The organism is Gelidibacter sp. (assembly GCF_039916245.1).
Lineage (GTDB): Bacteria > Bacteroidota > Bacteroidia > Flavobacteriales > Flavobacteriaceae > Gelidibacter.
Genome location: NZ_JBDSLS010000144.1, coordinates 1 through 25,575, shown reverse-complemented (window position 1 = coordinate 25,575; position 25,575 = coordinate 1). Strand labels below are relative to the sequence as shown.

The 25,575-nt window shown below is 37.5% G+C and carries 23 protein-coding genes and 1 pseudogene; 9 read left to right on the top strand and 15 right to left on the bottom strand.

What is annotated here, in order from left to right; genetic code table 11:
• Positions 1-1,308, bottom strand: a pseudogene (locus ABIQ28_RS07600) (translocation/assembly module TamB); the annotation flags it as partial.
• Positions 1,309-1,576: 268 nt separating this feature from the next.
• On the opposite strand from ABIQ28_RS07600, the gene ABIQ28_RS07595 reads away from it, so the two are divergent.
• Entirely contained in the window at positions 1,577-2,227 is a 651-nt protein-coding gene (locus ABIQ28_RS07595; protein WP_348036286.1) for a fasciclin domain-containing protein, read from the top strand.
• 86 nt (positions 2,228-2,313) lie between these two features.
• On the opposite strand, the gene ABIQ28_RS07590 is transcribed toward ABIQ28_RS07595, so the two are convergent.
• Positions 2,314-2,538, bottom strand: coding sequence for a hypothetical protein (locus tag ABIQ28_RS07590; RefSeq protein WP_348036285.1), 225 nt, complete (start codon positions 2,536-2,538; stop codon positions 2,314-2,316).
• Positions 2,539-2,719: 181 nt separating this feature from the next.
• On the bottom strand, positions 2,720-3,709 hold the full coding sequence (locus tag ABIQ28_RS07585) for a bile acid:sodium symporter (protein WP_348036284.1): 990 nt from the start codon (positions 3,707-3,709) through the stop codon (positions 2,720-2,722).
• Positions 3,710-4,046: 337 nt separating this feature from the next.
• On the opposite strand from ABIQ28_RS07585, the gene ABIQ28_RS07580 reads away from it, so the two are divergent.
• The 6 genes from ABIQ28_RS07580 to ABIQ28_RS07555 all read left to right on the top strand — a co-directional run bounded on the left by ABIQ28_RS07580 (position 4,047) and on the right by ABIQ28_RS07555 (position 11,454).
• On the top strand, positions 4,047-4,529 hold the full coding sequence (locus ABIQ28_RS07580; protein WP_348036283.1) for a thermonuclease family protein: 483 nt from the start codon (positions 4,047-4,049) through the stop codon (positions 4,527-4,529).
• The gene (locus ABIQ28_RS07575; RefSeq protein ID WP_348036282.1) at positions 4,526-4,891 is read left to right on the top strand and encodes a hypothetical protein; all 366 of its coding nucleotides are present in this window, start codon (positions 4,526-4,528) and stop codon (positions 4,889-4,891) included. The genes ABIQ28_RS07580 and ABIQ28_RS07575 overlap by 4 nt, the downstream gene beginning before the upstream one ends.
• A 154-nt stretch (positions 4,892-5,045) precedes the next feature.
• Complete coding sequence (locus tag ABIQ28_RS07570; protein ID WP_348036281.1) at positions 5,046-6,980, top strand: M1 family metallopeptidase; 1,935 nt, start codon at positions 5,046-5,048, stop codon at positions 6,978-6,980.
• Positions 6,981-7,297: 317 nt separating this feature from the next.
• Positions 7,298-8,710 (top strand): Gfo/Idh/MocA family oxidoreductase, encoded by a 1,413-nt coding sequence (locus ABIQ28_RS07565; protein ID WP_348036280.1) that lies wholly within the window; start codon positions 7,298-7,300, stop codon positions 8,708-8,710.
• Positions 8,711-8,999: 289 nt separating this feature from the next.
• The gene (locus tag ABIQ28_RS07560) at positions 9,000-9,695 is read left to right on the top strand and encodes an OmpA family protein (protein WP_348036279.1); all 696 of its coding nucleotides are present in this window, start codon (positions 9,000-9,002) and stop codon (positions 9,693-9,695) included.
• Between the two features lie 316 nt (positions 9,696-10,011).
• Positions 10,012-11,454, top strand: coding sequence for a glycosyltransferase family 2 protein (locus ABIQ28_RS07555; RefSeq protein WP_348036287.1), 1,443 nt, complete (start codon positions 10,012-10,014; stop codon positions 11,452-11,454).
• A 573-nt stretch (positions 11,455-12,027) separates the two neighbouring features.
• Here ABIQ28_RS07555 and ABIQ28_RS07550 read toward each other — a convergent pair.
• The 9 genes from ABIQ28_RS07550 to ABIQ28_RS07510 form a co-directional block, all read right to left on the bottom strand.
• A complete protein-coding gene (locus tag ABIQ28_RS07550; RefSeq protein WP_348036278.1) occupies positions 12,028-13,137 on the bottom strand; it encodes a formylglycine-generating enzyme family protein in 1,110 nt (369 codons plus the stop codon).
• A gap of 299 nt (positions 13,138-13,436) precedes the next feature.
• Positions 13,437-13,820, bottom strand: a complete 384-nt coding sequence (locus ABIQ28_RS07545) for a DUF3037 domain-containing protein (protein ID WP_348036276.1) — start codon at positions 13,818-13,820, stop codon at positions 13,437-13,439.
• A complete protein-coding gene (locus ABIQ28_RS07540) occupies positions 13,810-14,589 on the bottom strand; it encodes a HipA family kinase (RefSeq protein WP_348036275.1) in 780 nt (259 codons plus the stop codon). Before ABIQ28_RS07540 ends, ABIQ28_RS07545 begins: the two co-directional genes overlap by 11 nt.
• A gap of 321 nt (positions 14,590-14,910) precedes the next feature.
• Entirely contained in the window at positions 14,911-15,801 is an 891-nt protein-coding gene (locus ABIQ28_RS07535) for an arsenite methyltransferase (RefSeq protein WP_348036274.1), read from the bottom strand.
• 224 nt (positions 15,802-16,025) lie between these two features.
• Positions 16,026-16,358: a metalloregulator ArsR/SmtB family transcription factor gene (locus tag ABIQ28_RS07530; RefSeq protein ID WP_348036273.1), complete on the bottom strand. Its 333-nt coding sequence runs from the start codon at positions 16,356-16,358 to the stop codon at positions 16,026-16,028.
• 161 nt (positions 16,359-16,519) lie between these two features.
• Positions 16,520-17,308: a YoaK family protein gene (locus tag ABIQ28_RS07525; RefSeq protein ID WP_348036272.1), complete on the bottom strand. Its 789-nt coding sequence runs from the start codon at positions 17,306-17,308 to the stop codon at positions 16,520-16,522.
• A 129-nt stretch (positions 17,309-17,437) separates the two neighbouring features.
• The gene (locus tag ABIQ28_RS07520) at positions 17,438-18,004 is read right to left on the bottom strand and encodes a GNAT family acetyltransferase (protein WP_348036271.1); all 567 of its coding nucleotides are present in this window, start codon (positions 18,002-18,004) and stop codon (positions 17,438-17,440) included.
• Between the two features lie 145 nt (positions 18,005-18,149).
• The gene (locus ABIQ28_RS07515) at positions 18,150-18,722 is read right to left on the bottom strand and encodes a GNAT family N-acetyltransferase (protein WP_348036270.1); all 573 of its coding nucleotides are present in this window, start codon (positions 18,720-18,722) and stop codon (positions 18,150-18,152) included.
• A 291-nt stretch (positions 18,723-19,013) separates the two neighbouring features.
• Positions 19,014-19,715 (bottom strand): hypothetical protein, encoded by a 702-nt coding sequence (locus tag ABIQ28_RS07510; protein WP_348036269.1) that lies wholly within the window; start codon positions 19,713-19,715, stop codon positions 19,014-19,016.
• Between the two features lie 653 nt (positions 19,716-20,368).
• Between ABIQ28_RS07510 and ABIQ28_RS07505 the strand changes: the two genes are divergently transcribed.
• Positions 20,369-21,289, top strand: coding sequence for a mechanosensitive ion channel domain-containing protein (locus tag ABIQ28_RS07505; RefSeq protein WP_348036268.1), 921 nt, complete (start codon positions 20,369-20,371; stop codon positions 21,287-21,289).
• A gap of 504 nt (positions 21,290-21,793) precedes the next feature.
• On the opposite strand, the gene ABIQ28_RS07500 is transcribed toward ABIQ28_RS07505, so the two are convergent.
• The 3 genes from ABIQ28_RS07500 to ABIQ28_RS07490 all read right to left on the bottom strand — a co-directional run bounded on the left by ABIQ28_RS07500 (position 21,794) and on the right by ABIQ28_RS07490 (position 24,340).
• Positions 21,794-22,996 carry a class I SAM-dependent rRNA methyltransferase gene (locus ABIQ28_RS07500; protein WP_348036267.1) on the bottom strand — a complete coding sequence of 401 codons (1,203 nt, stop codon included), beginning with the start codon at positions 22,994-22,996 and terminating at the stop codon, positions 21,794-21,796.
• Positions 22,997-23,099: 103 nt separating this feature from the next.
• Complete coding sequence (locus tag ABIQ28_RS07495; RefSeq protein WP_348036266.1) at positions 23,100-23,684, bottom strand: TetR/AcrR family transcriptional regulator; 585 nt, start codon at positions 23,682-23,684, stop codon at positions 23,100-23,102.
• Positions 23,681-24,340 (bottom strand): transglutaminase-like domain-containing protein, encoded by a 660-nt coding sequence (locus ABIQ28_RS07490; RefSeq protein ID WP_348036265.1) that lies wholly within the window; start codon positions 24,338-24,340, stop codon positions 23,681-23,683. Before ABIQ28_RS07490 ends, ABIQ28_RS07495 begins: the two co-directional genes overlap by 4 nt.
• Positions 24,341-24,529: 189 nt before the next feature.
• Between ABIQ28_RS07490 and ABIQ28_RS07485 the strand changes: the two genes are divergently transcribed.
• Positions 24,530-25,575 (top strand): acetyl-CoA C-acetyltransferase (locus tag ABIQ28_RS07485; protein WP_348036264.1); only part of this gene is annotated, 1,046 nt, incomplete at its 3' end.

The window sequence follows — 25,575 nt, the reverse complement described above, 5'->3', positions numbered from 1 at the left end:
TGGAATATTAAGGTCAACCTTCGATTTTTCTGGAGATTCAATCAGCGCAGATAGCTTTGGATAATCCAAGCGTAAATTAGCGTTGACGCTGTTATTGTTGAGTGCAGCCCGTAAATCAGTAACTTTTAAAGTATGGTCGTCTGCATTAAATTTAAGGCTCAATTCCTTTAAGTCGATTCCTGAAATCTCTTTGAAATTCGATTTTTCGATATGAAGCTCTGCGGTTTTATCTTTCAGATTGATGTTGTTGGCTTGAATATTCAAATCGCTTAAAACAATCGCATTCGGGTTGAAATTGCCCGCGTTAGCTTCTGCGGAAGCGACAAAATAGCTGAATTTATTATTCTCAAGATCAAGATCGCCTACTGCTAAACGTAGTTCTGGCCATTCAAAAGCTTTAATATCCTGTTTGATAGCTTCAGTCGCTTCTGCTACTTTTTGGGTTACAATGTTGGACTCCGTTTCGGTATGGAGTACGACCGACGAATTTTTAAGACGAAAGGTTTTGACTTCAAAATCGCTATTGGCCAAGTCAGCTTTTGGGATTGCTGCAAACAAATCTTTTATATAAACTTCTGCTGCAATGCGGTCGCTGTACGATTGATAATCGGCAAACACGTTGGTCAAGGTCAAATTGTCGACTGATATGGAAGGCAAAGGCGCTGGATTTTCTTCAGGAATTTTGGGAACAGGGGTTTGGATGAATTTGATGCGCGTATCAGATAATTTTAAATCCGATGCTTCAAACTTCATGTGTTCCAAATCGGTGGTTTTCATGGCGGCATCGAGCGCTCCAATTTTAAATCGGCTGTCAATTCCGACGACCTCATCTTCAAAAACGATGTCAAAATCTTTGAAATTGAGCTTTCCTATGACGATATTTAAGGGTGCGGCCGTAGTGTCAGCTGCTATAGGAGCTGTTTTTTTGGATGCAAAAGCATCAATTAAAAACTGGAAATTATAACCTGAAATCGAATCTTTACGGATGATGTTGGCACGTAAACCTTGCCATTTAAGTGCGTCAACACCAATGCCTTCGCCGCGAATCATCGCCCATAAAGGTACATTGGCTTCCAGGGATTTCGAATAGATTAAGGTATCGCCTTTGGTGTCTTCAAGGAATAAACCTTCGATTTGAAGATTGCCGTCAAAAGTGAGAAACAGACGTTCAATTTCAACTTTGGTGTGGGTTTTATTGGAAACGTAAGCAGTGGCCTTGTCAATAATAATGCCTTGCCCCCAAGGACTTCGGATAAAAAGTAGGACGAGAAATAAGAACAAGAAGATGCCCAGAATAATTCTTAGCATTATTCTGACAATCCTATATTTCTTTTTTATAGGTTTTTTGTTAGCGTTCTCTTTTTCTTCCAATCACGTTGATCTAAGTGTGCAAATCTATCCTATTACATGTTTACGAACGTCCGTTAATACCATAATTAATACCTCAGATGTAAAATTGATTACTATTGTATTATTTGTATTAAATTTAGAGTTTAAATGTTAAATGTATATTAATAAAGTTCTAAAAATAGTTTTCAAACGTATATATTAACATAAACCAATAAATAATGATATTATGGCTATTAGAAAAACTAATCTAATTCTTGCAGTTGCATTGACAGCTTTTGTTTTTATGTCCTCTTGTGAAGATGGTAAAAAGAAAGAGCAACAAATTAAAATGGAAAACGAGCGTATTGAAATGGAAAATGCTGAAAAAGCTCAAAATGAAATGAAAGCTCAAGAAGCTAAGGCAACCAAGCTCAAAGAAGAAGCGCAAGCAAACAGTATTGCTGGTAAAGCCATGGCTGATAAGGATCTGTCAACTTTGGTGAGTGCTTTAAAAGCGGCCGACTTGGCGACCATGTTGTCTGAACCAGGAGAATACACGGTGTTTGCACCTTCCAATCAAGCTTTTGAGAAATTGCCTCAAAAAACAAGAGATGATTTGATGAAGCCAGAAAACAAGAAAATGTTAACCGATGTGTTGACCTATCATGTGGTTCCTGGAATTATTACCTCAGATAAATTGATGGCTGACATTAAAGGTGGAAACGGATCGTATACCTTTAAAACTGTAAAAGGGGATGAATTGACGGCTTCAATGAATGGCGATAAATTTGTGATCAAAGATGGATCTGGTAAAAAAGCACAAGTGGTTTTAGCTAACGTTCCCGCTTCAAATGGTATCATTTATGTTATTGATACGGTATTGATGTCTAAGAAATAATAAGAAGCTTACTTTATAGAAATTAAGGCGGTCGTTTGAAATTAATTTTCGAACGACCTTTTTCTATTTAATATACCGCCAAAGGTTTATTTTTTAGACTTGTTGATGGTATAAATTCCTCCTGCTAAAAGGATGGCTGCCAGTCCTAAATAAATATACCCTTGTTGTTTTCCAGATTCGTTTGAAGCGTCGATTTTTAATCCTAAAAATTTTACTTCTGCAGTGTTGTCGGCAACCTTATTGAAGCCGAGATATCCAAAGCCTATACTGACAAGGATTAAAATGGCACCGATGATTTTTATTGAATTCATGAGTTTAGTTTTTAAGTGATCTCTAATATAGTTAAAGGCCCCGTGTTTTCAAAGTCGTTGATTTTTGGTTTAGAGCGTATTGTGCAAGATTATAAAGGTTTGTTTTAAGCGTAGAAGCGCTTGAAAAATAAAAATCACTACCAAGTAACACTGTATTTTATATATTGGAAATTCCGTGATCTTAAATCAACTCCTCAATTTCCATCAGTTCCTTTCCTTTTTTTGTAGCAATCACACTTATAATTAAAATCTGAAGGGCGTGATATATCATCAACGGCAATAAAATAATACCGACAATGTTGGTTTGGCCAAATAAGGCTTCAGAAAATACAGTGCCATGCACCAATGATTTTTTGGTGCCACAAAATTGATTCGTGATTTGATCGGCATGATTGAATTTTAATACTTTTCCGATCCAGCCTGTCAGAGCATATACCACAACAAATAACACGACAACCAAGGCGACCATGACCAGCATTTCAAGGAGGCTCACGCTGCTGAAAATTCTGTCTTCAAATGAGTGTACAAAGCTCTTATAAATGATCAGTAAAATGATGAATTTGTCAAATTTATTCAAGGTACGTTTGTGTTTCATAGCCCATGCTGCAAGAAACTTTCGTAGCAATAATCCTAATGCTAACGGAATCACAATCTCGGTTATCAGTTGTAAATAAATGGCAGAAAAGTCGAAGGCAACATCGGTTTGTTTTATAAACGGCAATAGCCAAATCGGGGTAAGGATGATGCCGATAATCCCTGAAATACTGGCATTAAAGATGGCTCCAGGTAAGTTGCCTTTTGCCATAGATACCATGACCACCGAGGATGAAACGGTAGAGGGCAAAGCCGCCATAAATAAAAAGGCCAACCACAAAATTTCATAAGAAGTGTCTTTCACTAAAGGGAAGAACGGTAAAATAAGTAGTGGAAATAATAAAAAAGTAGACCCTTGAACCGACGCATGAAGCTTCCAGTTTTTAAGTCCGTCTCTCAAGGCTTGCGAACTTAAACTCAGTCCGTAGAAAAAAAAGATGAACGAAATGCCCAGACTACTGATCAAATTCATGGGCACGGGACTATTGGAGGCGCCCAATTGTGGGAATAAATAAGCAAGGAGAATACTAATAACTATCGCGATGACAAAGGAGTCGATTCGTATTTTTTTCAGCATTTGGAATGTTAGTTTGATTGCAAATATAATGAGTGAGGTTTTGAAAGTGATAAAATAATGGTAAACATTACGATGTTTTTGATACCGGCTGAGTTGAATCGAGGGAAGTTTGAATGAAGATAAAGCTATGCGGTAAATTGCATGGTTTTTTTATGTTTAATAATCAAGGAAAAACAGTAGCTCTTTCTAAAAACATCCACGGCATTTCCTGCCAACCATCGAATGTGGTGTTACTTGGCATGTTGCATCAATTAGTACCATTGTCTTTTTTGTAAAACCCCAATCTTATAAAAACGCTATCTTGGCCTTCTAAATAAGCCCCAAAGTTTAAACCTTCATGAGAGTATTTGTTTTATTATTTTTTATTTCACTTAGTTGTTTTTCCCAACCCTTTACAGGAAAAGTAGTGGGCATTATGGATGGCGATACCTTCAAGCTCCTTACAGCAGATTCAACACTGATAAAAGTGCGATTGGCAAATATTGACTGTCCAGAAAAAAAGCAGGCGTTTTCTACAAAGGCCACAGCGTTTACTTCCAAAGCCATCTTTGGAAAAACCGTAACTATCAAGGTTCAATCCAAAGACCGATACAAACGCTATATCGCTAATGTCATTTATGATGATAATTTAAGTTTATGTCATGAATTGGTCAAAAATGGTTGGGCGTGGCATTATGTGCAGTATTCAAAAGATAAAACCTTGCAGCAGATGGAGGATAAGGCCCGGAAATCTAAAATCGGACTTTGGCAAGATTCGAATCCAATAGCGCCTTGGGAATGGCGTGACTCCCAAATGAAGAAAAAAGCAGTGGTTAAATGAAATTGATAAAATTCTTTCTTTTTATTAATCTCATGTTCTTTGCTGTTAACCTGTCTGCGCAAAGCGTATATGTGACCACTACAGGAGAGAAATATCATAAAAGTACCTGTCATTATCTTAAGAACTCTAAAAATGAAATCGCTTTTGATAAGGTTTTAGAGCTGAGATACACAGCGTGCTCGGTATGCAAGCCGAATGTCAAGGACAATAGCTTAGGCATCATGTCCACTTCCAATAAATCGACTGTTGATCCAAAAGCATCTACAAATTCAACTTCTACCCAATGCATTGGGAAAACAAAATTAGGAGCACGTTGCAAACGAATGACTAAAAGCGGTAATGGGCGGTGTTATCAGCATTAAGGTTTTAGGAAGATTCTGCTAATCATATCATAAAATGGACGTATTTGAACCTTGTGAAGGTTTGATCAGATAGTAAACTTCTAACAGATAACTTTAATATACTTGCCCTCAAATTAGTATCTTCGCTATCAAATTCTATTTTAAAATTTAATACATGACATACTTTAAGAGCAACGCCTTACTCGCAATGTTGGCTTTCGTTTTTTCCTTTTCAGTTTTTGCTCAGGAAGCAAATTATGGAAATCAACATCTTTTTGACGATATATCGTATCGACAAGGGAACGTTTATCGCACGGCTTCCGGAAAGCCAGGTCCAGAGTATTGGCAGAATGCTGCCGATTATAATTTGGAAGTGACTTTAGATGAAAAAAATCATACCGTTGCTGGTAGTGTTACCATTCGTTACATTAATAACAGCCCAGAAACCTTGGACTTTATCTGGTTGTATTTGGAACAGGATCGTTTTACCGAAACCTCTCGCGGCACATTAACTACGCCGGTTTTGGGGAATCGTTACAATGGCGATGTAGAAGGCGGTTTTGAATTGTCGAATGTTTCTGCAGTCACAAAAACAGGAACATCTTCAAAATATTTGGTAAACGATACCAGAATGCAGCTTTTCTTGGATAAACCATTAGCAGCCAAAGGAGGCGAAGTGACCATAAAAATGAATTTCAAATTTAAGGTTCCCGTCGAAGGGATGGATCGTATGGGACGATTGGAAACTGAAGGCGGAACAATTTACGCCATCGCCCAATGGTATCCACGTGTGGCGGTGTTTGACGATGTGGTCGGTTGGAATACCGAGCCTTATTTAGGTGCTGGTGAGTTTTATTGTGAATATGGCAATTTTGATGTGAAAATTACGGCAGCAGCAAATCAAACGGTTGTTTGTTCAGGAATATTACAAAATCCAAAGGAAGTGTTGACCAAAACACAACAAGAGCGATTGGCGCAAGCTGAAAAAAGTGATAAAACTGTTTATATCATCAAGGCTAATGAAGTAGGAAAGCCCCTCGCACAAGCTAAAACGAGTGGAACATTGACCTGGCATTTTAAAATGGAAAACACACGGGATGTGGCCTGGGCTGCTTCAAAAGCCTTCATTTGGGATGCTGCGCGCATGAATTTAGGCGATGGAAAAACAGGGTTGGCACAATCAGTTTATCCTAAGGAAAGTGACGGCAAGGGCGCTTGGGCGCGTTCCACCGAATATACGAAAGCGTCTGTTGAATTTTATTCTAAAACTTATTTTCCTTATCCCTATCACAACGCCATAAATGTTGCAGCTAATGTTGGGGGAATGGAATATCCTGGCGTTAGTTTTTGTCATTATAAAAGCGTGGGTGAAGATTTATGGGGCGTTACTGACCACGAATTTGGGCATAACTGGTTTCCTATGATCGTTGGAAATAACGAGCGCCGTTACCCATGGATGGATGAAGGGTTTAATACGTTCATCAACCATTATAGTACCGTAGCTTTCAATAATGGTGAATATCCGAGTACAACAGATAAGCCTCGTACTTTAGTAAGATACCTCACTTTTGAAAACCGTGAAGGCATTAATACGTCTCCAGAAGTGGCCAATGCACGAAACTTGGGCTATACCGCCTATTACAAACCTGCAGCTGGTCTTTTTATGCTTCGCGAATACATCTTGGGGCCTGAGCGTTTTGATTATGCATTTAAAAGTTATATCCGTCATTGGGCCTATAAACATCCGCAGCCAAACGACTTTTTTAACCATATCGAAAATGCGACTGGAGAAGATTTATCCTATTTTTGGAGAGGTTGGTTTTATGGAAATGGAAATATTGATTTAGGCATTTCTTCGGTAGAGCCTTATCAAGGGAATTATCTTATAACTGTTGAAAATGACGGGCAAATCCCAATGCCGGTACAGCTTCAAGTGATTTATACAGATAACACGACCGAAAATATATCGCTTCCAGTAGAAATCTGGCAGCGTGGCAATAGCTGGAGCCATCTTTTGAAAACTAAAAAGGAAATTCAACGTGTTGTTTTGGATCCAAACAAAATGTTACCAGATATAAATATGCTGAACGACACTTGGAATAAGTTGTGATATTTGGTTTAATATATAGAATGCCTCTGAGAGCGCCATGTTTTTAGAGGCATTTTAATTTTTAACATATTTTTAAATTGCTTTGAACTCATTAAACTTCATGGCCATAGGGTGGTTTTGAATGATCATGCTGTCCTATTCATATTTCTTAAAGTGAAACGCTCTTGTAGTCTTTAATAAACTTAATATATTTAGCGCTTCAGATATTGATAGGATTGATGCGATTTTTATTGGAGTGACCAATATGCTGCAAAATCATAGGAAATTTGAGCATTTTAAAGAGATATAATAAGAATAGAAATCTAATATATAATACAATGAGCGAGTCGAATAACAGAAGAAGTTTTTTAAAACTGACGGGATTAGCCGGGCTTGGAATGGCTGCCGGCGGACTGGTAAGTTGCGGTCCTGCCGTAAATATTTTGACACCACCTAATAGAGGCGTGTCTCGTTTTAACATGTCAGGTTACGCAGCACCTAAAATAGAAACCGTTAAAATTGGTTTTATAGGTTTGGGGATGCGCGGTCCTGGAGCAGTTAAACGCATGAGCTACATTGAAGGAGTTGAAATAAAAGCTTTATGTGACTTAAGACCGAAACAAGCTGAAAGTGCCAAGAAATTATTGGACGGTACCTCACACAATCCTAAAATTTATAGCGGTACCGAAAATGCTTGGAAAGAGATGATCGATACGGAAGATTTGGATCTGATTTATATCGCTACCCCTTGGGATTTACACGTACCCATGGCGGTTTATGCCATGAACGCTGGTCGACACACGGCGGTTGAGGTACCTGCAGCCAAAACCATAGATGAGTGCTGGGAATTGGTGGAAACCTCTGAAAAGACGAAAATGCATTGTATGATGCTCGAAAACTGTTGCTATGACTTTTTTGAGTTGCTTACTTTAAATATGGCTCGACAAGGTTATTTTGGCGATATCGTCCATGGGGAAGGGGCGTATATCCATGATCTGGTAGATCTGAATTTTAATAAAAATGCCTTTCAGGATATGTGGCGTTTAAAAGAAAATATTGGCCGCAATGGGAATCTTTATGGGACTCATGGCTTGGGGCCGATTTGTCAAATTATGAATGTGAACCGTGGGGATCAAATGGATTATTTAACCTCGCTTTCAAGTGCTGATTTTTCTATGGGACCAATGGCAAAGGATCTGTCAGCCAAAGATGATTTCTTTAAGCCTTTTGAAAATGCTGATTATAGAGGCAATATGAATACTACCATGATTAAAACCAAAAATGGTAGAAGTATCATGGTTCAGCATGATGTGAGTTCGCCACGGCCATATTCGCGAATTCATTTGGTAAGCGGTACCGAAGCCATCGCTCGAAAGTGGCCCTCAGAAAAAATCGGAAAAGGCCATTCTTGGTTAAATGATCAAGAATTTAAGGCTGTAGAGGAAAAATACACGCCAGAAATCGTAAAAAGAGTGGGCGACTTGGCCAAACAAGTGGGAGGTCATGGCGGCATGGACTTTATGATGGATTGGCGCTTAATCGATTGTTTGCGCAATGGACTGCCATTAGATCAGGATGTTTATGATGCGGCGCTTTGGAGTGCCATTACTCCTTTGAGCGAACAATCTGTAGCTAACCGCTCTAATTCCATAGATGTTCCAGATTTCACACGTGGCCATTGGAAAACCAATGCACCTGTTGATATTAGTTTAACGGGAGGTGGTAATACCAATGTGCTTTACGGTAAATAATATTTTTATGATAGTTTGAGTAATGATGCTATAAGTATCTTTTAATATCAAAACTAATAAGAGCATTCTTCTTGATTCAACTGAATTAGGAAGAATGCTTTTTCTTTTTCTACAAGTTGTAATTGAATAGCTTATTTGACATGTAGATATTTTTGGAGTGTGATTTTTAATCACTTGTTCTAAAATTGTTATTCTTTCTCTTGATTTAAGGGCGTCGGTTTTTTTAAATCAAGTTGGATTCTTTTTTCGTAATCACATAGATTGGAATGCTATTTTATAAAGGGAGTTTGTGTATGACAACATTTATTCGTTTTTAGAAACTTTGCCAATCATTGATGTTTATGCGGCTGTGATTGAAGGCACGGTTATAGATAAACAAACAGGATTGCCTCTCAAGGATGCTAGCGTTGTTTTAACTGATTCTGAGAATAAGGTGTTTGAGGAAGCTAATACGAACGAAAACGGTCAATATAGAATGTTTACAAATAAGTTTGAAGCGTATTTTGTTAGAGCATCTTTAGATAATTACGATGCCGATGAGTCGCTGACCCAATCAGGTTTAGCCCATCAAGAAGTGAGTTTCAAGCTGCAGCTTAATGAGGTTGCTTTAGTCCCTGGAACTGATTTGGCCAAAGTTTTAAATATTCCGATTATTTATTTTGATTTTGACAAGTCTGACATTAGAAAAGACGCTCAAGTAGAGTTAGAAAAGCTCTTGGCGGCACTCAATCAGTATCCTAATTTAAAAATACAAATCAGAGCACATACGGATAGCCGTGGTAATGACGCTTATAACAAAGCATTGTCTCAGCGTCGTGCCACATCTACCTTAAATTCTTTAGTAGCAAACGGAATCGATGCCACAAGATTATCAGCTGTTGGATTGGGTGAAACCGAATTGGTCAATAACTGTAATAATGGTGTTGATTGTTCGGAAGAAGAGCATCACAAGAACAGACGTTCAGAATTTATAGTAAAAGAATAAAATAAGGATTGAATGCATATTAAAAACCGGAGATTCGTCTTCGGTTTTTTGTTTTTCCATTCTTTTGAATGGTTATTGTTAAAAGTCATTGATCCATCGTTTTCCAGCTCTTTGAAGATACCGGCAAATTGTGTGAATAACCTTTACACTGTGTAAATACGTGTGTAAAATCTCTTGGCATGAGTAAAATTTACACACTTTTTAACTCCCAACTCTATAAATAAGCCTGAAAACCACACTTTTTACAGATGGCACAGGTGTTGCTAATTACTAGATGAAAGCGATTAATTAAAACAATAAATTGATACATCTAAATATGAACATTGAAACGACAACTTTAAAACGGGAAAAAATTTCTGTAGCAGGTAAAACAACCAACGGGACTTTAAAAAAAGGTTCCTTTTTTAATGGCTTAAATTCAACAAAATCAATTAATCCATGGGGTATACTCGTCTTGATCAGTACGTTTATACTGATGATTGGTTCTGTGTTTTTGGTCTTTGATTTACAAAATGATTTTGCACAATTCAGAGAAGAGCGTGTGAACTCTACTTTTGGACTGATCTTTTTAACTGTCGCCACGGGGTTATTTTTCTTTAAGGCGGCTTTCTTCATTTATAATCTATATCTGTATTTTAGATATAAAGCGATTAAATCTGTTTCTAATGAAGAGTTACCTACGTGTACGGTAATCGTTCCTGCTTACAATGAAGGAAAACAAGTTTGGGATACCTTAATGAGTTTAGCTGATAGCGATTATCCAGAAGGAAAATTAGAGATCTTGGCCATTGATGATGGAAGTAAAGATGATACTTGGTACTGGATGCAGCAAGCTAAAAGAAAATTGGGCGATCGTTTATCTATTTATCAACAACCAAAAAACAAAGGAAAACGTCACGCGCTATACCGTGGATTTCATTTAGGTAAAGGAGATGTTTTTGTGACTGTAGATAGTGATTCTGTCGTAAAAACGGATACGCTTAGAAATTTAGTGAGTCCGTTTGTAGTTAATGAAAACTGTGGTGCCGTCGCTGGAAACATTCGCGTTCTGAATAATGAAAGAGCTTTATTGCCGAAAATGTTGAATGTGAGTTTTGTATTGAGTTTTGAATTTGTACGTTCTGCAGAAAGTAGTTTGAACTCTGTACTTTGTACTCCTGGAGCTTTGGCGGCCTATAAAAGAACGGCAGTTTTCGCTTGTCTTGAAGACTGGATCAATCAAACCTTTATGGGACAACCTTCCGATATTGGAGAAGATCGTGCCATGACCAATATGATTTTGAAACAAGGTAAATATGTGCTTTTCCAAAGAAATGCCTACTGTTATACCAATGTGCCTGAGCGTTACAAAGGCTTGTACAAAATGTTTATCAGATGGGGTAGAAGTAACGTGCGTGAAAATATTCAAATGTCAAAATATGTTTTCACGAATTTTAGAGAAGGCTCTAAAATAGGAATACGCTTATTGTTTATCAGTCAATCGTCTAAAATCATCATGAGCTATCCGTTTTTAGTATTTATGTTGTTCTTTATTATAATGCATCCGGTACTATTCATCGTCTCTACGTTTGCTAGTATCTTGGTTTTGTCAAGTTTCCCAGTATTGTTTTATGCAAAACGTTATAGCTTTACAGAGTCTTTTTGGGCATATTCATATAGTATTTTATACACCTTTGGGTTGTTTTGGATCACTCCTTATGCCATAGCAACAGCGAGTAGAAGAGGTTGGTTAACCCGCGAACTACCAGCAGCAAATTAATAAAGGTCTTTTCTATGGGCATTTATAAATAATGTTAGAGGATTACGACTTGAAATTTAAGTTGTAATCCTCTTTCTTTTTCAAGAGATTTATGAGCCTCAATTGAGGTTTAAACCTCTCCTGATTCCAGGCAGACAAGGCTGCTAGAACGTTTGTCATACCGACACATACTCTAAAGTAAGTCTCTTTAAATTTAAAATTTTGACACGAATTTCACGAATTTGCACAAATTCACTCGCTACTTGAAAACTCGTCATTAATCAATTGCTACAGATTTCACGAATGCAACAGACTTTCAGTCGGTTTTTAAACTCAGCACCAGAAGGTTTGTCGGGTTGTGGTGCTTTAGGATATGATTGTTTAGGTTGTTTTTTGTTTTAATTAGGGGATTAAGGTTTTCCTAGCGGTAAACTAGCCACGCAAGTTGATGATGTCCCTATATGTAATTTATTAGAAATCTTAATAAACCATGCTGATTTAAAAAGAATTTTCATTTTAAGCCCTATGTTCAAATCTTTACGACACAAGTCTATTTTCTACCCTCTATATTCTAAGAGCGCAGCGGTCTAAATTCTACTTCCTCAGCATCGCCACTGTCGCCACCGTTCTAAAACCAACATGATCAGATCCAGAATCTAAACTGGTGCCCATGCGTGCAGAAATTCTAAAACTCGAGCAGTAGGATGCATGGCACAAAAATGAACCGCCTTTTATAATGTGTTCTTTTTGATAAGGATTATCTGGACTGTAAGATTTGTCAGCACCTGTCGGATTTATTAAAGGTTTTGAAGGGTCTAATTGTTTGTAATAATCCACGTTAAACCAATCACTGGTCAATTCCCAAACGTTTCCAAGCATATCATAAAGCCCAATACTGTTTGGAGCATAGGATTTTGATGGTGCAATTAACTCAAAACCATCGACACTTTCATTTTTTACAGGAAACGTTCCTTGCCAAGTATTTGCAGAAGCGTTTAGTAGGCTTGGGTCATTACCCCAAGTATAGATGTGCTCCGTATCTTTTCCTTGTGCAGCAGATTCCCATTCGGCTTCGGTTGGTAAGCGACGGTTCGCCCATTTGCAAAAGGCCAAAGCATCTTCGTAAGCCACGTGCACCACCGGATAATTATCTTTGCCATCGATATTGCTTTTTGGACCTTCAGGATGTTTCCAATTGGCGCCAATTTTCCACAACCACCATTGCGTGTAGTTGTCCATATCCGAAACTATATTTACATCCCTGTTAAATATTAAACTTCCGGGTTGAAGGATGCTGTCGGCTGGTTTTGGTGTGCCTTCTGGTAGTTCTTTTTTCATGTCTTCCCAGTCGATGGGACGTTCTGCTACCGTTATATAATTTGTGGCATCTACAAAAGCTTTAAACTGTTTATTGGTCACTTCAGTAATATCCATAAAAAAACCATCCACAGTAACCTTATGTGCCGGTTGCTCTCTTGGCAGCGCAAACGGGTCGCCTGGTTTTGCGCCTTGTGTAAATGTTTTGCCCTCCACCCAAACCATGCCTTCTGGTGTTGGAATATCTTTTGGTTGCTCCTTTAATAAGATATGTTCTGGAATTTCAGTAACACGTTCTTCTTTTTTGGCGGAAGGATTTTTGCAGTTTGCAAAAGCGAATAGAACGAGCGTGAAAAAGATGAGGTTTTTAGAGATATGGTGTGACATCAAATAATATTTCAGGAGAGAATAGCTTTGGTTTAAGATCGAAAACTTAGATTTTTTCAAATGTAAATTTACGAAAAAAAACGAATTCGCTCATTCAACTTCAAAGCTTCTTCCATAAAAACATATACTGATCTGCGTATCTACAATCTGTGAAAATCTACGGGAAATAGGACGAGAGACGTGTTGTTGCTATTTGAAAAACTGTGACACAAAGTTCCACAAAGGAGACACCAAGGGCCACAAAAATGAGTGGTTTAGTATTTCATAATGAGGTAACAAGCAAAAAAGGTCGACGTTATTTATAATACGAAAGTATTGAAAAGCGCTTCCAATTCGTCTTCGGGATCTGTACACAATCCAGGATGGGTTTTTGAGCTTTGAATGATCGTGCTTCGTGAAGCGGCCAGCCATCTAAATCGGTCAGATAATTCAAACTGCCCAATAGTTCCGCCTTTTTCAGGACCGTCACATACAAGTTCCCAAGCTTTGAGATGGTTGTGCAACATGGTGATATCTAAATCCTCGGAAAAAGCTGTAAGCTTTTTGGTGTCAATCTTATATTTAATGCCCAAGAATTTTTTCCGTTTAGAAAAAAGAAGCACCCCAACATTAAAGAATTCTTCCCGCTCGACTTTAGGGACCACTCTGATAATTGCATATTCGTAAGTGACTTTATCTTGCATCTTGAGCTTCTTTTGCTAATAGGTCAATCATTGAAAGTTTTGTGGTCAGATACTGGGTGTATGCGGCGCGCATCTCGTCTGGAGATAATATATCGCCTTCATGGATTAACCAATCTTCGGGAATATTCGCGATGATTTCTTCAATTTTAGAAGCGGTCAACGTCAATTCAATATGCTTGGCTGCGGCTGATATTTGCGTGGCCTGATCTAATAAAACGTGATCTTTTATGAGTGGAAAAGTTCTGGTCAGATGGTTTTCCCAAGTTGGCCAGTTATGATGAAAGTAAAAACTAGCACCGTTGTCAATAATCCAAAGTTCCTTGTTCCAAATAAGGACGTTCGGATTTTTTGGCGTGCGGTCAATATTACTGATGATACTATCTAGCAAAACTACTTTAGAAGCCAAAAGTCCATCTATTTCTGTGACCAACGGATCAAAAGTGATGGCGCCCGATAAAAAATGCAGACCAAGATTAAGACCGACGCTAAACTTTAGTAAATCCTGAATCTCTTCATCAGGTTCCGTTTTGCTGAAGGAATCATCAAGGTTCATAAAAACCACTTCTGGCACTTTTAGTCCGATGGCTCGCGCTAGTTCGCCACCGATAAATTCGGCGATAAGTGCTTTTTTTCCTTGTCCTGCACCACGAAATTTAAGGACATACATAAAGCCATCGCTGGCCTTAACAATGGCGGGCATAGAGCCGCCTTCGCGTAAAGGTGTAATATATTGCACCACATCAACGGTGCGAATATCGAGTGTATTCATAACGACGAAGATACTAAAAATGAAAATTGCTCAGGCATCAAAAAATATAGAATTAAGATCAGCTATTATTTTGGCTTTCCTGAGCAATTTATTGATCTCAAATTAAGTTGAAATCCCGTTAGAGCATTGGTCACTGGTATGAACTTTAGTGCATGTCACTTTATCTTCTAAAATTTTTTGACACGAATTTCACGAATTTACACGGATTCACTCGTTCCCTGAAAGTATTAGCGTAAATTATTTACTTTTAATTTCACGAATTTAACAGACTTTCAGTCTGTTTTAAAAACAAAGGCAGTTTAGTCCATTGATTTATTTTACTTAGCAACATCCGGTAGATGGCGAACAACAATCCGTGCTCTTCCAAAGTTCCGATAGTTTTACTTTTGATTTTTCTATGGCAATGCCATCTTTTTCGGCATAAACGGTAATGCTGAAAATTCCAGTGGCACCTTTGTTGAACTCATTAGTTTCTTCTTGTGAAAGATATTTGATAAGGATATCATCAGGAATCGTGATCGGTTTTTCCTTTTGAATGGTTAGGTTTTGGAAACCTTGATCTATGATTAATTGAAGGTATTCTGATTTCTGAATCGCGCCTGCCACACATCCGGCATACATTTCAGCATCATTTCTTAAAGTATCAGGAAGATCGCCTACCAATACAATATCTGAAATACTAAAATGTCCGCCAGGTTTTAAAACCCGATGAATTTGTCCAATCACTTTTTGTTTGTCGGGAACGAGATTTAATACACAATTGCTGACAATCACATCGGCAACAGCATCGTTAACGGGCATCGCATCAATATCGCCTTCTCTAAACTCGACGTTGTTATAGCCTAATTTCTCTGCATTTATTCGCGCTTTTTCAATCATGATCGGTGTGAAATCAATCCCGATAACTTTGCCTTCGGCACCGGTTTCATGTCGAGCAACAAAGCAGTCATTTCCTGCTCCAGAACCCAGATCGATAACCGTATCCCCTTTTTTAATTTTTGCAAACTGCGTCGGAAGTCCGCAGCCTAAACCTAAATCAGCCTCTGCGTTATAACCACTCGTTTCCGAATAGTCATCCATCATAATATTGTAAATTTTGTTGGAAGGTGTCGTAGCGCCACAACATGAGGCGGCATTTTCGGCTTTTCCTTGCTCGGCAATTTTAGCATAACGCTCTTTGACGATGTCCTTTAATTCTTGTTCTTTATTCATGGTAATTAATTTTATAGCGATTTGTTCTATTCAGATTATACTTTTTAGAGTGTTCAGATATTTCACAGTTACCGTTATTGCAGTTCTATTGATATTGTCTTTTTTTAGAAATACACAACACATAGAAATATAGACTAGTTGTAAATTTCAAAGTCTCTATTTTCAGTCCTTTACGGTTTTAGTCTTTATTCTTGATTCTTAAAGCGAAGCGTGTCTTAATTTTATTAGCAGCACTCCTCTTTTAACGAAATGTCCTGATTTAGAAATTCCGATAGGAGAGCCTTCATTTTTGTCCAATTTTTCACATCAATGCAATAGCAAACCGTTGTGCCTTCAATGCTGCCTTTAATTAAACCCAGGTTTTTCAATGCTTTTAAATGTTGTGAAATGGTAGGTTGCGCAAGTCCTATTTCATTAACAAGATCGCCACAAATGCAGGCCTCCATTTTGAATAAATGCTGTAAAATGGCCACGCGGGCAGGATGTCCAAAAGCCTTGGCAAATTGTGAAATCTCGTTTTGTTGATCGGTAAATATCTCGGTTTTCGATAGGCCCATAAGTAGATCATTTTGTGTATCGTAATATTACGATGAATGGAGTTCTTGTCAAAATTATTTTTTATTTATTTTAGAAATTTTTATAAAATAAATTCGTTTTGACTTGGATTACGAGAACTATCGGGGAGATTTGTTAGTATTGAAGCGCGATGAAAAGTGTGTTATTCCTTGCCGTCAACTATGGTCGACATATGTTTGCGCGACTTAAAGATGGATTTAATAATGCGCTTGTGTCTTCTTTTGGTCGTGATCAAACGAAGTCTGAAATCGTCATAAAATAGACTTATTAATAAAATTAATGCTCCAAGAAGAAGCGTGTTTAACTTCCAATCTAATTTGGAATAGAAAAATCCGCCGGTCAATCCTCCGAAGAAAAAGAAGCAAATAATATAAAGACGTAGTTTTATGTTCGATTTTATATGGGCTCTTTTAGGACGGTATTTTGGAAATAATAATTGGGAAATCTCAATGCCTAAATCGGTAAATAAACCCGTGAGATGCGTTGTTCTAACCACAGCATCTGAAATTTTGGTCACAAACGAGTTCTGTAGTCCCATGACAAATAATAATAAACACACCATGAGTTGAGGGTTTTCTGTTTTAGGGAAATTGCTAAAAAAGGCAAGTCCTATTAAAATCACACTTTCAATAACCGTTGGTATGACATAAACATTCAGTTTCTTGTTTTCTTTATACTTTTCAATGAGGAAACTCGAGAAGAAAGAACCAAATAGAAATGAAAAAATATACAGAAAATAGATGGTGCCTTTCCATAATTTGAAATCCGCAACATCGCGTATAAATAGCGCAAAATGGCCCGTGACGTTGGTGGTCAATTCGCTGAAGGCTAAGAAACCGGTCACATTCACGATTCCGGCAACAAAAGACAAAATCGTGGCAATACGTAGATTGTGTTTTAAAGTTCTTCTTTTGCCTTGATGTCTAAACATGTAATTCGTCTTTACTGTGTTTGGTTAAATCTTAATTTACGGTTTTATGACGGGATTCCGAAAAGCGGTTGTCTTTTTTATAAACTCAAATGAAAGTTTCACTTAGAAATTGTCATGAAGCCTCCGCCGCTAGGTTAATACAGAATTTTTCATATCAAACGCTAATCCGATATACGTGTTATTATTAAACTGAAATTCATCGATAATTTCCCAGCCTAATTTTTTAGTGTGTGCCTTTTCAGAAATCACATTGATTTTATTGATGAAGGTTATGGAGATTGGATACTTTTTAAGGAATTCAAGGCGCATTTCTTCAAAAATTTGATTCAACAAACCTCTACCTCTATAACGTTCATCAATGCAAACGGGGCCATATTGAAAACTGTTTTCTGTTGTGATGTGATTGCCATGAAACGACAACTGTGGAAAACGAGAGACAATATAAATGAAAATTTCCCATTGCTCAAAATTGCTCCAACTTCCTGCAAAGGCGTAGGCAATAATGCCATCGTCTTCATTTTCTGCGATAAATATCCCGTTTTGTTGAATGATTTCTTCAATTTGAGGAATCGTAAAAGGCGTGGTCACAAATCCTTTTTCTCGTTCTTGATCAGTTAAATTTCTGTAGAGGTACTTTTCTTGAAGCGATAGAATGCCTTTGATGTCATCCTGAGTTCCAATTCTAGTCTGTATCATGAGGAATTATTTATTATGAAAAGTGAGGAGCAGCCTTGGTTTTAAGACTTCTAAATTAATAAATAATTATGGATTAGAATATCCGAATTATCAGTTTTAAAGAGGAATGGTTTTTTAAAAATAGGGTCGTAATTGATTTAACCTCTTATGACGTTATGGACTTCGGTTTGACCTGAAGATGCAATAATTTGTTACCGACTAGCATTATTTCTCCAACAGGCTCAAACCCCAGTTTTAAATATAAGCGTTTAGCATTCGGATTGCTTTCCTCTACCAGAAGGCCAATGGCTTTATCGTTTTGAGTCACATAATAATGGATTAAAAACTGTAATAATTTAGCGCCGATACCTTTGCCTTGATGATTTGGGTTGACGCCTAAGGAGTCTATGTAAAATTCGCCGGGCTGTGTTTCATCCTCAGGATTGAAAACTTTCGAGAAATGCGTTTCAATGTATTGTATGATCGGTGCTCTTAAGCGTTTTAATTCGGAACCGTCGTAAATGTTTACTGCGGCAATGATTTGATGGTCTCCTTCAACTACGAAACAGTTCTGATAGGAGTATTGATTGTTTTCTTTTTGTACAAAATGAAGCAGAAACTCCTTAGCCTTTTTGGGATCGTTTTGTCCGATAAATTCGCAGACAATGTCTTCCATGGCTAACAGCAGATAAGTTGCGATCGCGTCAGAATCTTCTAAAATTGCTTTTCGTATAATCATTATAATGGGGTCTTTTTGTGAAGGCGTTAATAGTCCGCAAAGATCGGCATTTACAAGGCTTTTTATCGCATATAATCCAGATAAATTACAAAGCTTAAAATGTAAGTCCTATCTAAATCTGTTAATTCATCATGCTTTTTCAAAAAGTAAGCCTTCATTTTTTAGATTGCGATGGCGCTTTAATTCATAGATTTAGTAGATGAGCTATAGTCATAAAAAATCCGTTTTCGATGTCATCAAAAACGGATTCCTTGTATTTTATAAACTAAAAATAATAAGCTATTATGTCTTTTAAGAGGGATCAACAACGGCTTCCTCAGAAACACCTTTGATTTTCAGCGCTCTCTTTTCACAAGTTTTGCAAAGTTCAGAAATGCCTTTCTTTTCCCATGATTCTTTAACCGTTCCTTCGGAGATGCCTTCTCTTCCTTTAATGTGTTGACAGTCTTTAAAAATATGGTATTTATTTCCGGCAGTCGTCCAATAGACATGATCATTATCAAAATTGAGATCTTTTAAAACGCTGGTTTGTTCGTTGATTTCTTTGGTATATTTTTCAATGGATGGCGGATTAAAATCTACCCCAGAAATACCAGCAATCAGTAGCGCAACAACCGCAATTGAACCTGCAATTCCTTTTGTTTTGCCATTAACATCTTTGTTCATAAAGATGAGAATTACCAAAGGCAAAAATGCTAATACGCCCATAATGGCACCCAGCTGATTTTGAACAAAAAACTTGGTCTTGTTTTGTTCAGAAGCAGGATCCAAACGATTGGCTTTTTTCCAAAGCATTGACGCCGTTATGGATAAGGCAAGGATGGCGACAATAACAACGATTAACCAAACCAAGGTTTCATCGTGGATTAATTTGAAAATGGCGAATATCTGTCCAGCAATGGCGATAATCCAGGCTAAAAATGCGAAAAGACGTAACTGTTTTGCTTTGCCCTTACTTTCAGGACTGGCTTCGAATACTTTTTGTTCTGACATAATTTTAGTTTTTTGTGGGTTGCAGGTCAAGTGGATGAGCAAAAACCTAAAATGTCAAGGCTTCTGAACATTTCACTTTGGATTTTATACATCAAATATAAGATAAGTTCGACTATTTTTAAATGCCACCCATTCATTTTCTAATCAAGCAATTACAAAAAAAAACAATTCACAAATTAGTCAATCTTATGACTGTCCTCTTCAAGGTAATTGAACTATCGATAATAGGCAGTGTTTAATTATTCACGGAGAACCTAAAACCCACCAATTCTTGACAATGACATCGTTCTATTATAAAGACTTTTGTCTATATCTTATTCAAAAACACTATTGTCCGGAAAAGAATTAAGACACTTCGACAAGCTCAGTAACCGCCGCTTCGCTAATAGAACCAAGAACAAAGACTAAACTCGTAAGTGATTGAAAATAAGTGCTGTGAAATTCATAATTAGAATGTGTTATGATTTTTTAGCAATAGTTTTCAAAAAACCTCGAAATGTAGGAGATTGAGGATCAAAAACATTTAAAGACTTTTATTTATCACTATTCTTAGTAGATCATCGCAACTTTAATCGGACAACAATGATTCAAAAATTCTGAATAATTTAAGAAGATGTGTTAATTTCGCAATTATAAATAGAAAGCGAAAAGCTATGAAAAACCAGAAGAAACACGCAATTACAATTTACATCGTCATGGCGGTGTTATTGATAGCAGTACATTATGTTTTGGACTTAGAGTTTTTTGAGTTGTGGGGGAAATTGACGCCTTTCTTAAAGAAATTGACCCTCAGTTTGTTTTTGATTTCCTTAATCTTAATGATCAGTAAAATCATTGAAAAAGTAGTCACTGCTCAGGCGCGAAGTGAAGGCGATCGGTATAATCTGTTGCGAATTATTAGGTTTCTTACGATTGTATTCAATTTAATCGTGGTTATTTCTTTTTTATTTAAGAGTCTTTATGCGGCCGCGCTTAGTGTTGGATTATTTTCGTTGGTTGTCGGTTTTGCATTGCAGGCACCCATCACTTCTTTTATTGCTTGGATTTATTTGATTTTTAGACGGTCGTATTTAGTCGGAGATCGTATTCAAGTCAAGGGGTTTCGCGGGGATGTAGTTGAAATCAGTTATCTGGATACGTCAATTTTAGAGTGCAGTGGCGATTATTTAGGCAACGATAGAATGAGCGGTAGAATCATTCGTTTTCCCAATAGTTTGATATTGAGAGAGGAAGTTATTAATTATTCCGGCCCGCAAATTCCATTTATTTGGGATGAAACTGCCATTCAAGTGCTTTATACGACAGATTTAGAGTTTGTGGAAAAATGTCTGTTGGAGGCTGCTCACAAAGATTTTATGGAACATTACCCACAGCGTTCGGGTAAAGGTTATGAGCAATGGAAACCCGCGGTTTATTTTAGGATAAATACAAGGGCATGGATGGAAGCTGTAATTTCTTATCCAGTGGAGCCAATAGATACTACGGGACGACGCAATCGTATTTTGAGATATGCCTTGCCGTTGTTGAATGCGGCTCCTGATAAAGTTCAGTTTCCTGATACACCAAAACGGTAATGCCTTAAGTGGTTATGTGTGGGTTTTTTGATGTCCAAAAGGTTTGACAAGGATTTCACGGATTTTCACGGATGCAAGATGTTTTCGGAATCAAGAATCTGTAAATTTCCATTAGCTTCTAAGTTTTTTTTGACACGAATTACACGAATTTGCTCGAACTCTTAAAATACAACTTTACATTTCACGAATGTAAAAGGTTTTCAGAGCCAGGAATTTGCGTTAGGTTCAAAGTTTTTTGAAACGAATTGCACGAATTCGCTCGAACTCTTAAAAATACAACTTTACATTTCACGAATGTAGAAGTCTTTCAGAATCCAGAATCTGCGTTAGGATCAAAGTTTTTTGACACGAATTGCACGAATTTTCGCGAATTCTTAAAATACAGGTTTACATTTCACGAATGTAAGAGATTTTCAGAATCAAAAATCTGCGCTATCTGCGGGAAAAATTTTGAGTGGGAACTGTTCTTACCATCCTAAAAAACTATGAAGAAAAACATTACATCTATCCCTTTTGATAAAAGATCGTCTTCAAATAGTTGCTTTCTGGAAACGTGATCGGGTGGTCATCATCATGTAAAGTATGGTGTAAATACTTCCAACCGTTAGCGCTTGTGATTTTTGCGTTTTGATGGATCTTTTCGAAGTCTTCTAAACTGATACGGCTGGAACAGGAGCCTAAAATTAATGTGCCTTTTGTAGCCACCAATTCTTTTCCTAAACGAGCTAATCTTTCGTATTGTTTTGAGGCGCTAACCACTTCGCTGGCTTGCTTTGCAAATGACGGGGGGTCAATGATCACCATATCAAATTGCGCTTTTTGCGCGATCAATTCATTCAAGGCCACAAAGGCATCTGCGGCCATGGGTGTCCATTTTGAAGCATCGATTTTATTGAGGGCAATGTTTTCAGAAGCCACATCCATCGCATGTTGACTGATGTCAATTGACGTCAATGATTTGGCATTTCCTTTTAAGGCATGAATGCCAAAACCACCCACATAACTAAACACGTCCAATACTCTTTTTCCTTTGGCATGTTGCTGAACCCATAAGCGATTCGGGCGTTGATCCAAAAAGAATCCTGTTTTATGACCCGATTGCGTATAGGCGTAGAATTTCACACCATATTCTTCAAAAGCTACTTTTTCGGAAGACAGCGGTTGACCAATAATAGCGCCTTCTTGATAGGGGAACGTATTGTTTTGTGCTATTTTTCGGCTGAATCTGATGACGATGGTTTCTAAATCATATTGGGCTTTAATTTCGGTAATCAAGACTTCAAGGTAGGGTTTCCAGATGTCTGAATAGATTTTCAATACTCCAATTTTAGCATACACATCTAAAATTAAACCAGGGAAATCATCGTTCTCGCCATGAATCCCTCTGTAGCCCGTAACGCCATTATGAATTAAAAGTTCTCTTTTAGAATACGCTGCTTTAAGTTGAGATTTCCAAAATTCGGTGTTCAATTGCAAGCGACCACCTTTAAAAATGATTTTTATACGGATGATTTCTTCAGGATCCCACAATCCAAAGGCAAAAGGTTTATTCGTGCGTTGATCGAAGATGACGCATAAACTTCCGGCCAAGGCATTGGTTTCTGGTGCTTTCTCGATGCTTTGTTCAAAAACCCAAGGATGTCCTTGTTTCACTGCTCTTTCAGCTGTTTTATTTAATTTGATGGCAATGGTTGCAGGAACTTTCATAGGTTGAATTTATGATTGCAAAAATAGCGAAAAATAGAGCACATTAAGGTTGAAAAGTGGCGTGATCTGACTTTATTGAAGGTAAATTTGATACTGATAAATGTTACTTTTTACCTGGCTGCTTATTAAATAAATCAATCGTTTTTTCAATTGCTTTATCAAAGTTATTCCACGAATCCTGAGAGGTTAAATCGATAGTGATAAACTTTTTATTGAATTTGGACAGCAGGGTGAAATAGACATAACCGCCAATCATCAGTTGAAAGGCGTGGTTAAGTGAACTGTCTTTATCAGAAATGGCGAATATCTTACCTATTTCTTTATTACTGTATTTAAATAAATTGTGGGTAGCTTCATTGTTTTCGAGTAATTGCCAACGCAAAATTTCTTGCGTCAGTTTATTTTCACGAAGTTCTTTGGTTCCTGCTTTGGCAAATTCTTTAAGATCTTCTACCGTTTCTAAATCCCGATCATGAAGTGCGAGCATCGATTTAAAAAAATCGCCTTTTTTTGCAAGTTGAAGGAGTAGGCCTTGCAAGCCTCCATAATAGCGGTAAATCAGTTCCTTTGAAACCCCAGCTTTTTTAGCAATGGCATTAATGCCGACGGCTTGAGGGCCTTTTTCTTCTAGTAGGCTTAAAAAACTCTCGTAAATTTTCTCTTCGGTGGCAGCTCTATCTTTCTTCATGAGATGTCATGGAGGTTTAAGACCATACCTAATTTAAAATGACCGGTTTGCAATGGCGGATAAGTGTTCTTCATCAAATCGAACATGTAGGATAATGGGACGTGATCAAAAGTGCCATAATCTTCTAAATACTCCATGAATTCGATGGTGCCCGACATATCATAAGATTGGAACAAGGAGTCATTTAGGCCATCAAATTCTAGGGGAGAAACATGAAGTTTTTCACATAAGGTTTTATTAAATGCCGGAGTTGCCTTTACCCATTTGTCATTTAAAAATAGCTCCACATAACCATGGGGCACGAGGACATCATTACCGAATTTTTCGACAATTTCCTCAACGGCAATATGATTTTTAACTTTTGCTAAGCCTAATCGCGCAGGGATGTTTCTTCCGCGTAAAACACTGATGAGTAAAATGGCTTTGTCCAAACAATGTCCCGATTTGCGTGAGCTAATTTCAGATGCTTTCCAATCGTTTTCAATTAAACTGAAGCGATAGGGATTATACGGCCAAGTATCTCGAATATGGTAATAGGCTTTGAGTGCAAAATCTAGAGGAGAAGAATTACCGTCATCAATGGTTGTGATTATATTTTGAATAGCCACAGATGAAAAATCAAAATTATTATTTTCTTCTAAATAGGTCGTTGCCATATCGGTTATTTTTTAGATTAAAATGCAGATTAGTAGTAATCTACATACTATAAGTTTTATGTCGATTTTGAAGATTTATAATATTTTATTTGACAAATATAAATCTTTATCATAAATTCGTTACCATGTGGTCACATATTTTTTTATCTTTCATGTTACCACCTAGTAACCTTTTAATAATTGAATTCAATGGATGCATATATTTATGATTCTGTAAGAACTCCTCGAGGCATCGGGAAAAACACAGGGAGTTTATCTCAAGTCAGTCCGGTGCAATTAGTAACGACTTTGCTTTCAGCATTAAAACAGCGTAATAATTTAGATACGTCTTATGTAGAAGATCTCGTGTTAGGATGTGTCACGCAAGCCGGCGAGCAGGGAGGTAATATTGCTAAAGTCGCGGCTCAGGTGGCGAATTACGGCGATCATTTGGCGGCTGTTTCATTAAATAGATATTGTGCTTCTGTATTAGAGGCAGTAAATCAGGCGGCAGCTCGCGTAATATCTGGTTGGTCTGATCTTATTATTGCAGGTGGCGTAGAGTCGATGTCGAGAGTATCTATGGGAATTGATGGTTCGGCTTGGGTTATGGAACCCGATGCAGCCTTTGGAAAGTTTGTGCCACAAGGAATTTCGGCAGATTTAATAGCCACAAAATATGGGTATTCACGAAACGATGTGGATCGTTTTGCTTTAGAATCTCAAAAAAGAGCCACCGCGGCTTGGGCGAAAAATGCATTCCAAAAATCGATCATTCCAGTTATGGATATCAATGGCTTAGAAATCTTACCCATAGATGAATATATTCGTTCCAATACTACTTTAGAAGGTTTAGGAAAATTAAATCCAGCGTTTGAAATGATGGGACACATGTTGTTCGATCAAACTGCTTTAGATACCTATTTAGAAATCGAGCAAATTAACCATATCCATCACGCTGGTAATTCTTCTGGGCTTGTTGATGGCGCTGCATTAATGCTCATTGGTACAAAAGAAATTGGACAGAAATTAGGATTGACGCCAAGAGCCAAAATAAAAATGGGCAGTATTATTGGTTCAGAACCTTTAATTATGCTTGAAGGGCCAACGCCAGCTACTAAAAAAGCATTACACAAAGCCGGCATGAAAGCTTCTGACATTGATTTATGGGAGGTCAACGAGGCGTTTGCAGTCGTGCCTTTGCGCCTGATGGAAAACATGAAAATAGACCATTCCATTGTCAACGTCAACGGCGG

Excerpts from the sequence above, each read along its gene's own strand:
- ABIQ28_RS07595 (WP_348036286.1), top strand. The coding sequence starts at position 1,577 with ATGGCTATTAGAAAAACTAATCTAATTCTTGCAGTTGCATTGACAGCT.
- ABIQ28_RS07550 (WP_348036278.1), bottom strand. The coding sequence starts at position 13,137 with ATGTCACACCATATCTCTAAAAACCTCATCTTTTTCACGCTCGTTCTA.
- ABIQ28_RS07500 (WP_348036267.1), bottom strand. The coding sequence starts at position 22,996 with ATGAAAGTTCCTGCAACCATTGCCATCAAATTAAATAAAACAGCTGAA.
- ABIQ28_RS07530 (WP_348036273.1), bottom strand. The coding sequence starts at position 16,358 with ATGGGCCTATCGAAAACCGAGATATTTACCGATCAACAAAACGAGATT.
- ABIQ28_RS07510 (WP_348036269.1), bottom strand. The coding sequence starts at position 19,715 with ATGTCAGAACAAAAAGTATTCGAAGCCAGTCCTGAAAGTAAGGGCAAA.
- ABIQ28_RS07540 (WP_348036275.1), bottom strand. The coding sequence starts at position 14,589 with ATGAATACACTCGATATTCGCACCGTTGATGTGGTGCAATATATTACA.
- ABIQ28_RS07590 (WP_348036285.1), bottom strand. The coding sequence starts at position 2,538 with ATGAATTCAATAAAAATCATCGGTGCCATTTTAATCCTTGTCAGTATA.
- ABIQ28_RS07515 (WP_348036270.1), bottom strand. The coding sequence starts at position 18,722 with ATGATTATACGAAAAGCAATTTTAGAAGATTCTGACGCGATCGCAACT.
- ABIQ28_RS07525 (WP_348036272.1), bottom strand. The coding sequence starts at position 17,308 with ATGTTTAGACATCAAGGCAAAAGAAGAACTTTAAAACACAATCTACGT.
- ABIQ28_RS07535 (WP_348036274.1), bottom strand. The coding sequence starts at position 15,801 with ATGAATAAAGAACAAGAATTAAAGGACATCGTCAAAGAGCGTTATGCT.
- ABIQ28_RS07570 (WP_348036281.1), top strand. The coding sequence starts at position 5,046 with ATGACATACTTTAAGAGCAACGCCTTACTCGCAATGTTGGCTTTCGTT.
- ABIQ28_RS07585 (WP_348036284.1), bottom strand. The coding sequence starts at position 3,709 with ATGCTGAAAAAAATACGAATCGACTCCTTTGTCATCGCGATAGTTATT.
- ABIQ28_RS07580 (WP_348036283.1), top strand. The coding sequence starts at position 4,047 with ATGAGAGTATTTGTTTTATTATTTTTTATTTCACTTAGTTGTTTTTCC.
- ABIQ28_RS07575 (WP_348036282.1), top strand. The coding sequence starts at position 4,526 with ATGAAATTGATAAAATTCTTTCTTTTTATTAATCTCATGTTCTTTGCT.
- ABIQ28_RS07505 (WP_348036268.1), top strand. The coding sequence starts at position 20,369 with ATGAAAAACCAGAAGAAACACGCAATTACAATTTACATCGTCATGGCG.
- ABIQ28_RS07555 (WP_348036287.1), top strand. The coding sequence starts at position 10,012 with ATGAACATTGAAACGACAACTTTAAAACGGGAAAAAATTTCTGTAGCA.
- ABIQ28_RS07490 (WP_348036265.1), bottom strand. The coding sequence starts at position 24,340 with ATGGCAACGACCTATTTAGAAGAAAATAATAATTTTGATTTTTCATCT.
- ABIQ28_RS07565 (WP_348036280.1), top strand. The coding sequence starts at position 7,298 with ATGAGCGAGTCGAATAACAGAAGAAGTTTTTTAAAACTGACGGGATTA.
- ABIQ28_RS07545 (WP_348036276.1), bottom strand. The coding sequence starts at position 13,820 with ATGCAAGATAAAGTCACTTACGAATATGCAATTATCAGAGTGGTCCCT.
- ABIQ28_RS07495 (WP_348036266.1), bottom strand. The coding sequence starts at position 23,684 with ATGAAGAAAGATAGAGCTGCCACCGAAGAGAAAATTTACGAGAGTTTT.
- ABIQ28_RS07520 (WP_348036271.1), bottom strand. The coding sequence starts at position 18,004 with ATGATACAGACTAGAATTGGAACTCAGGATGACATCAAAGGCATTCTA.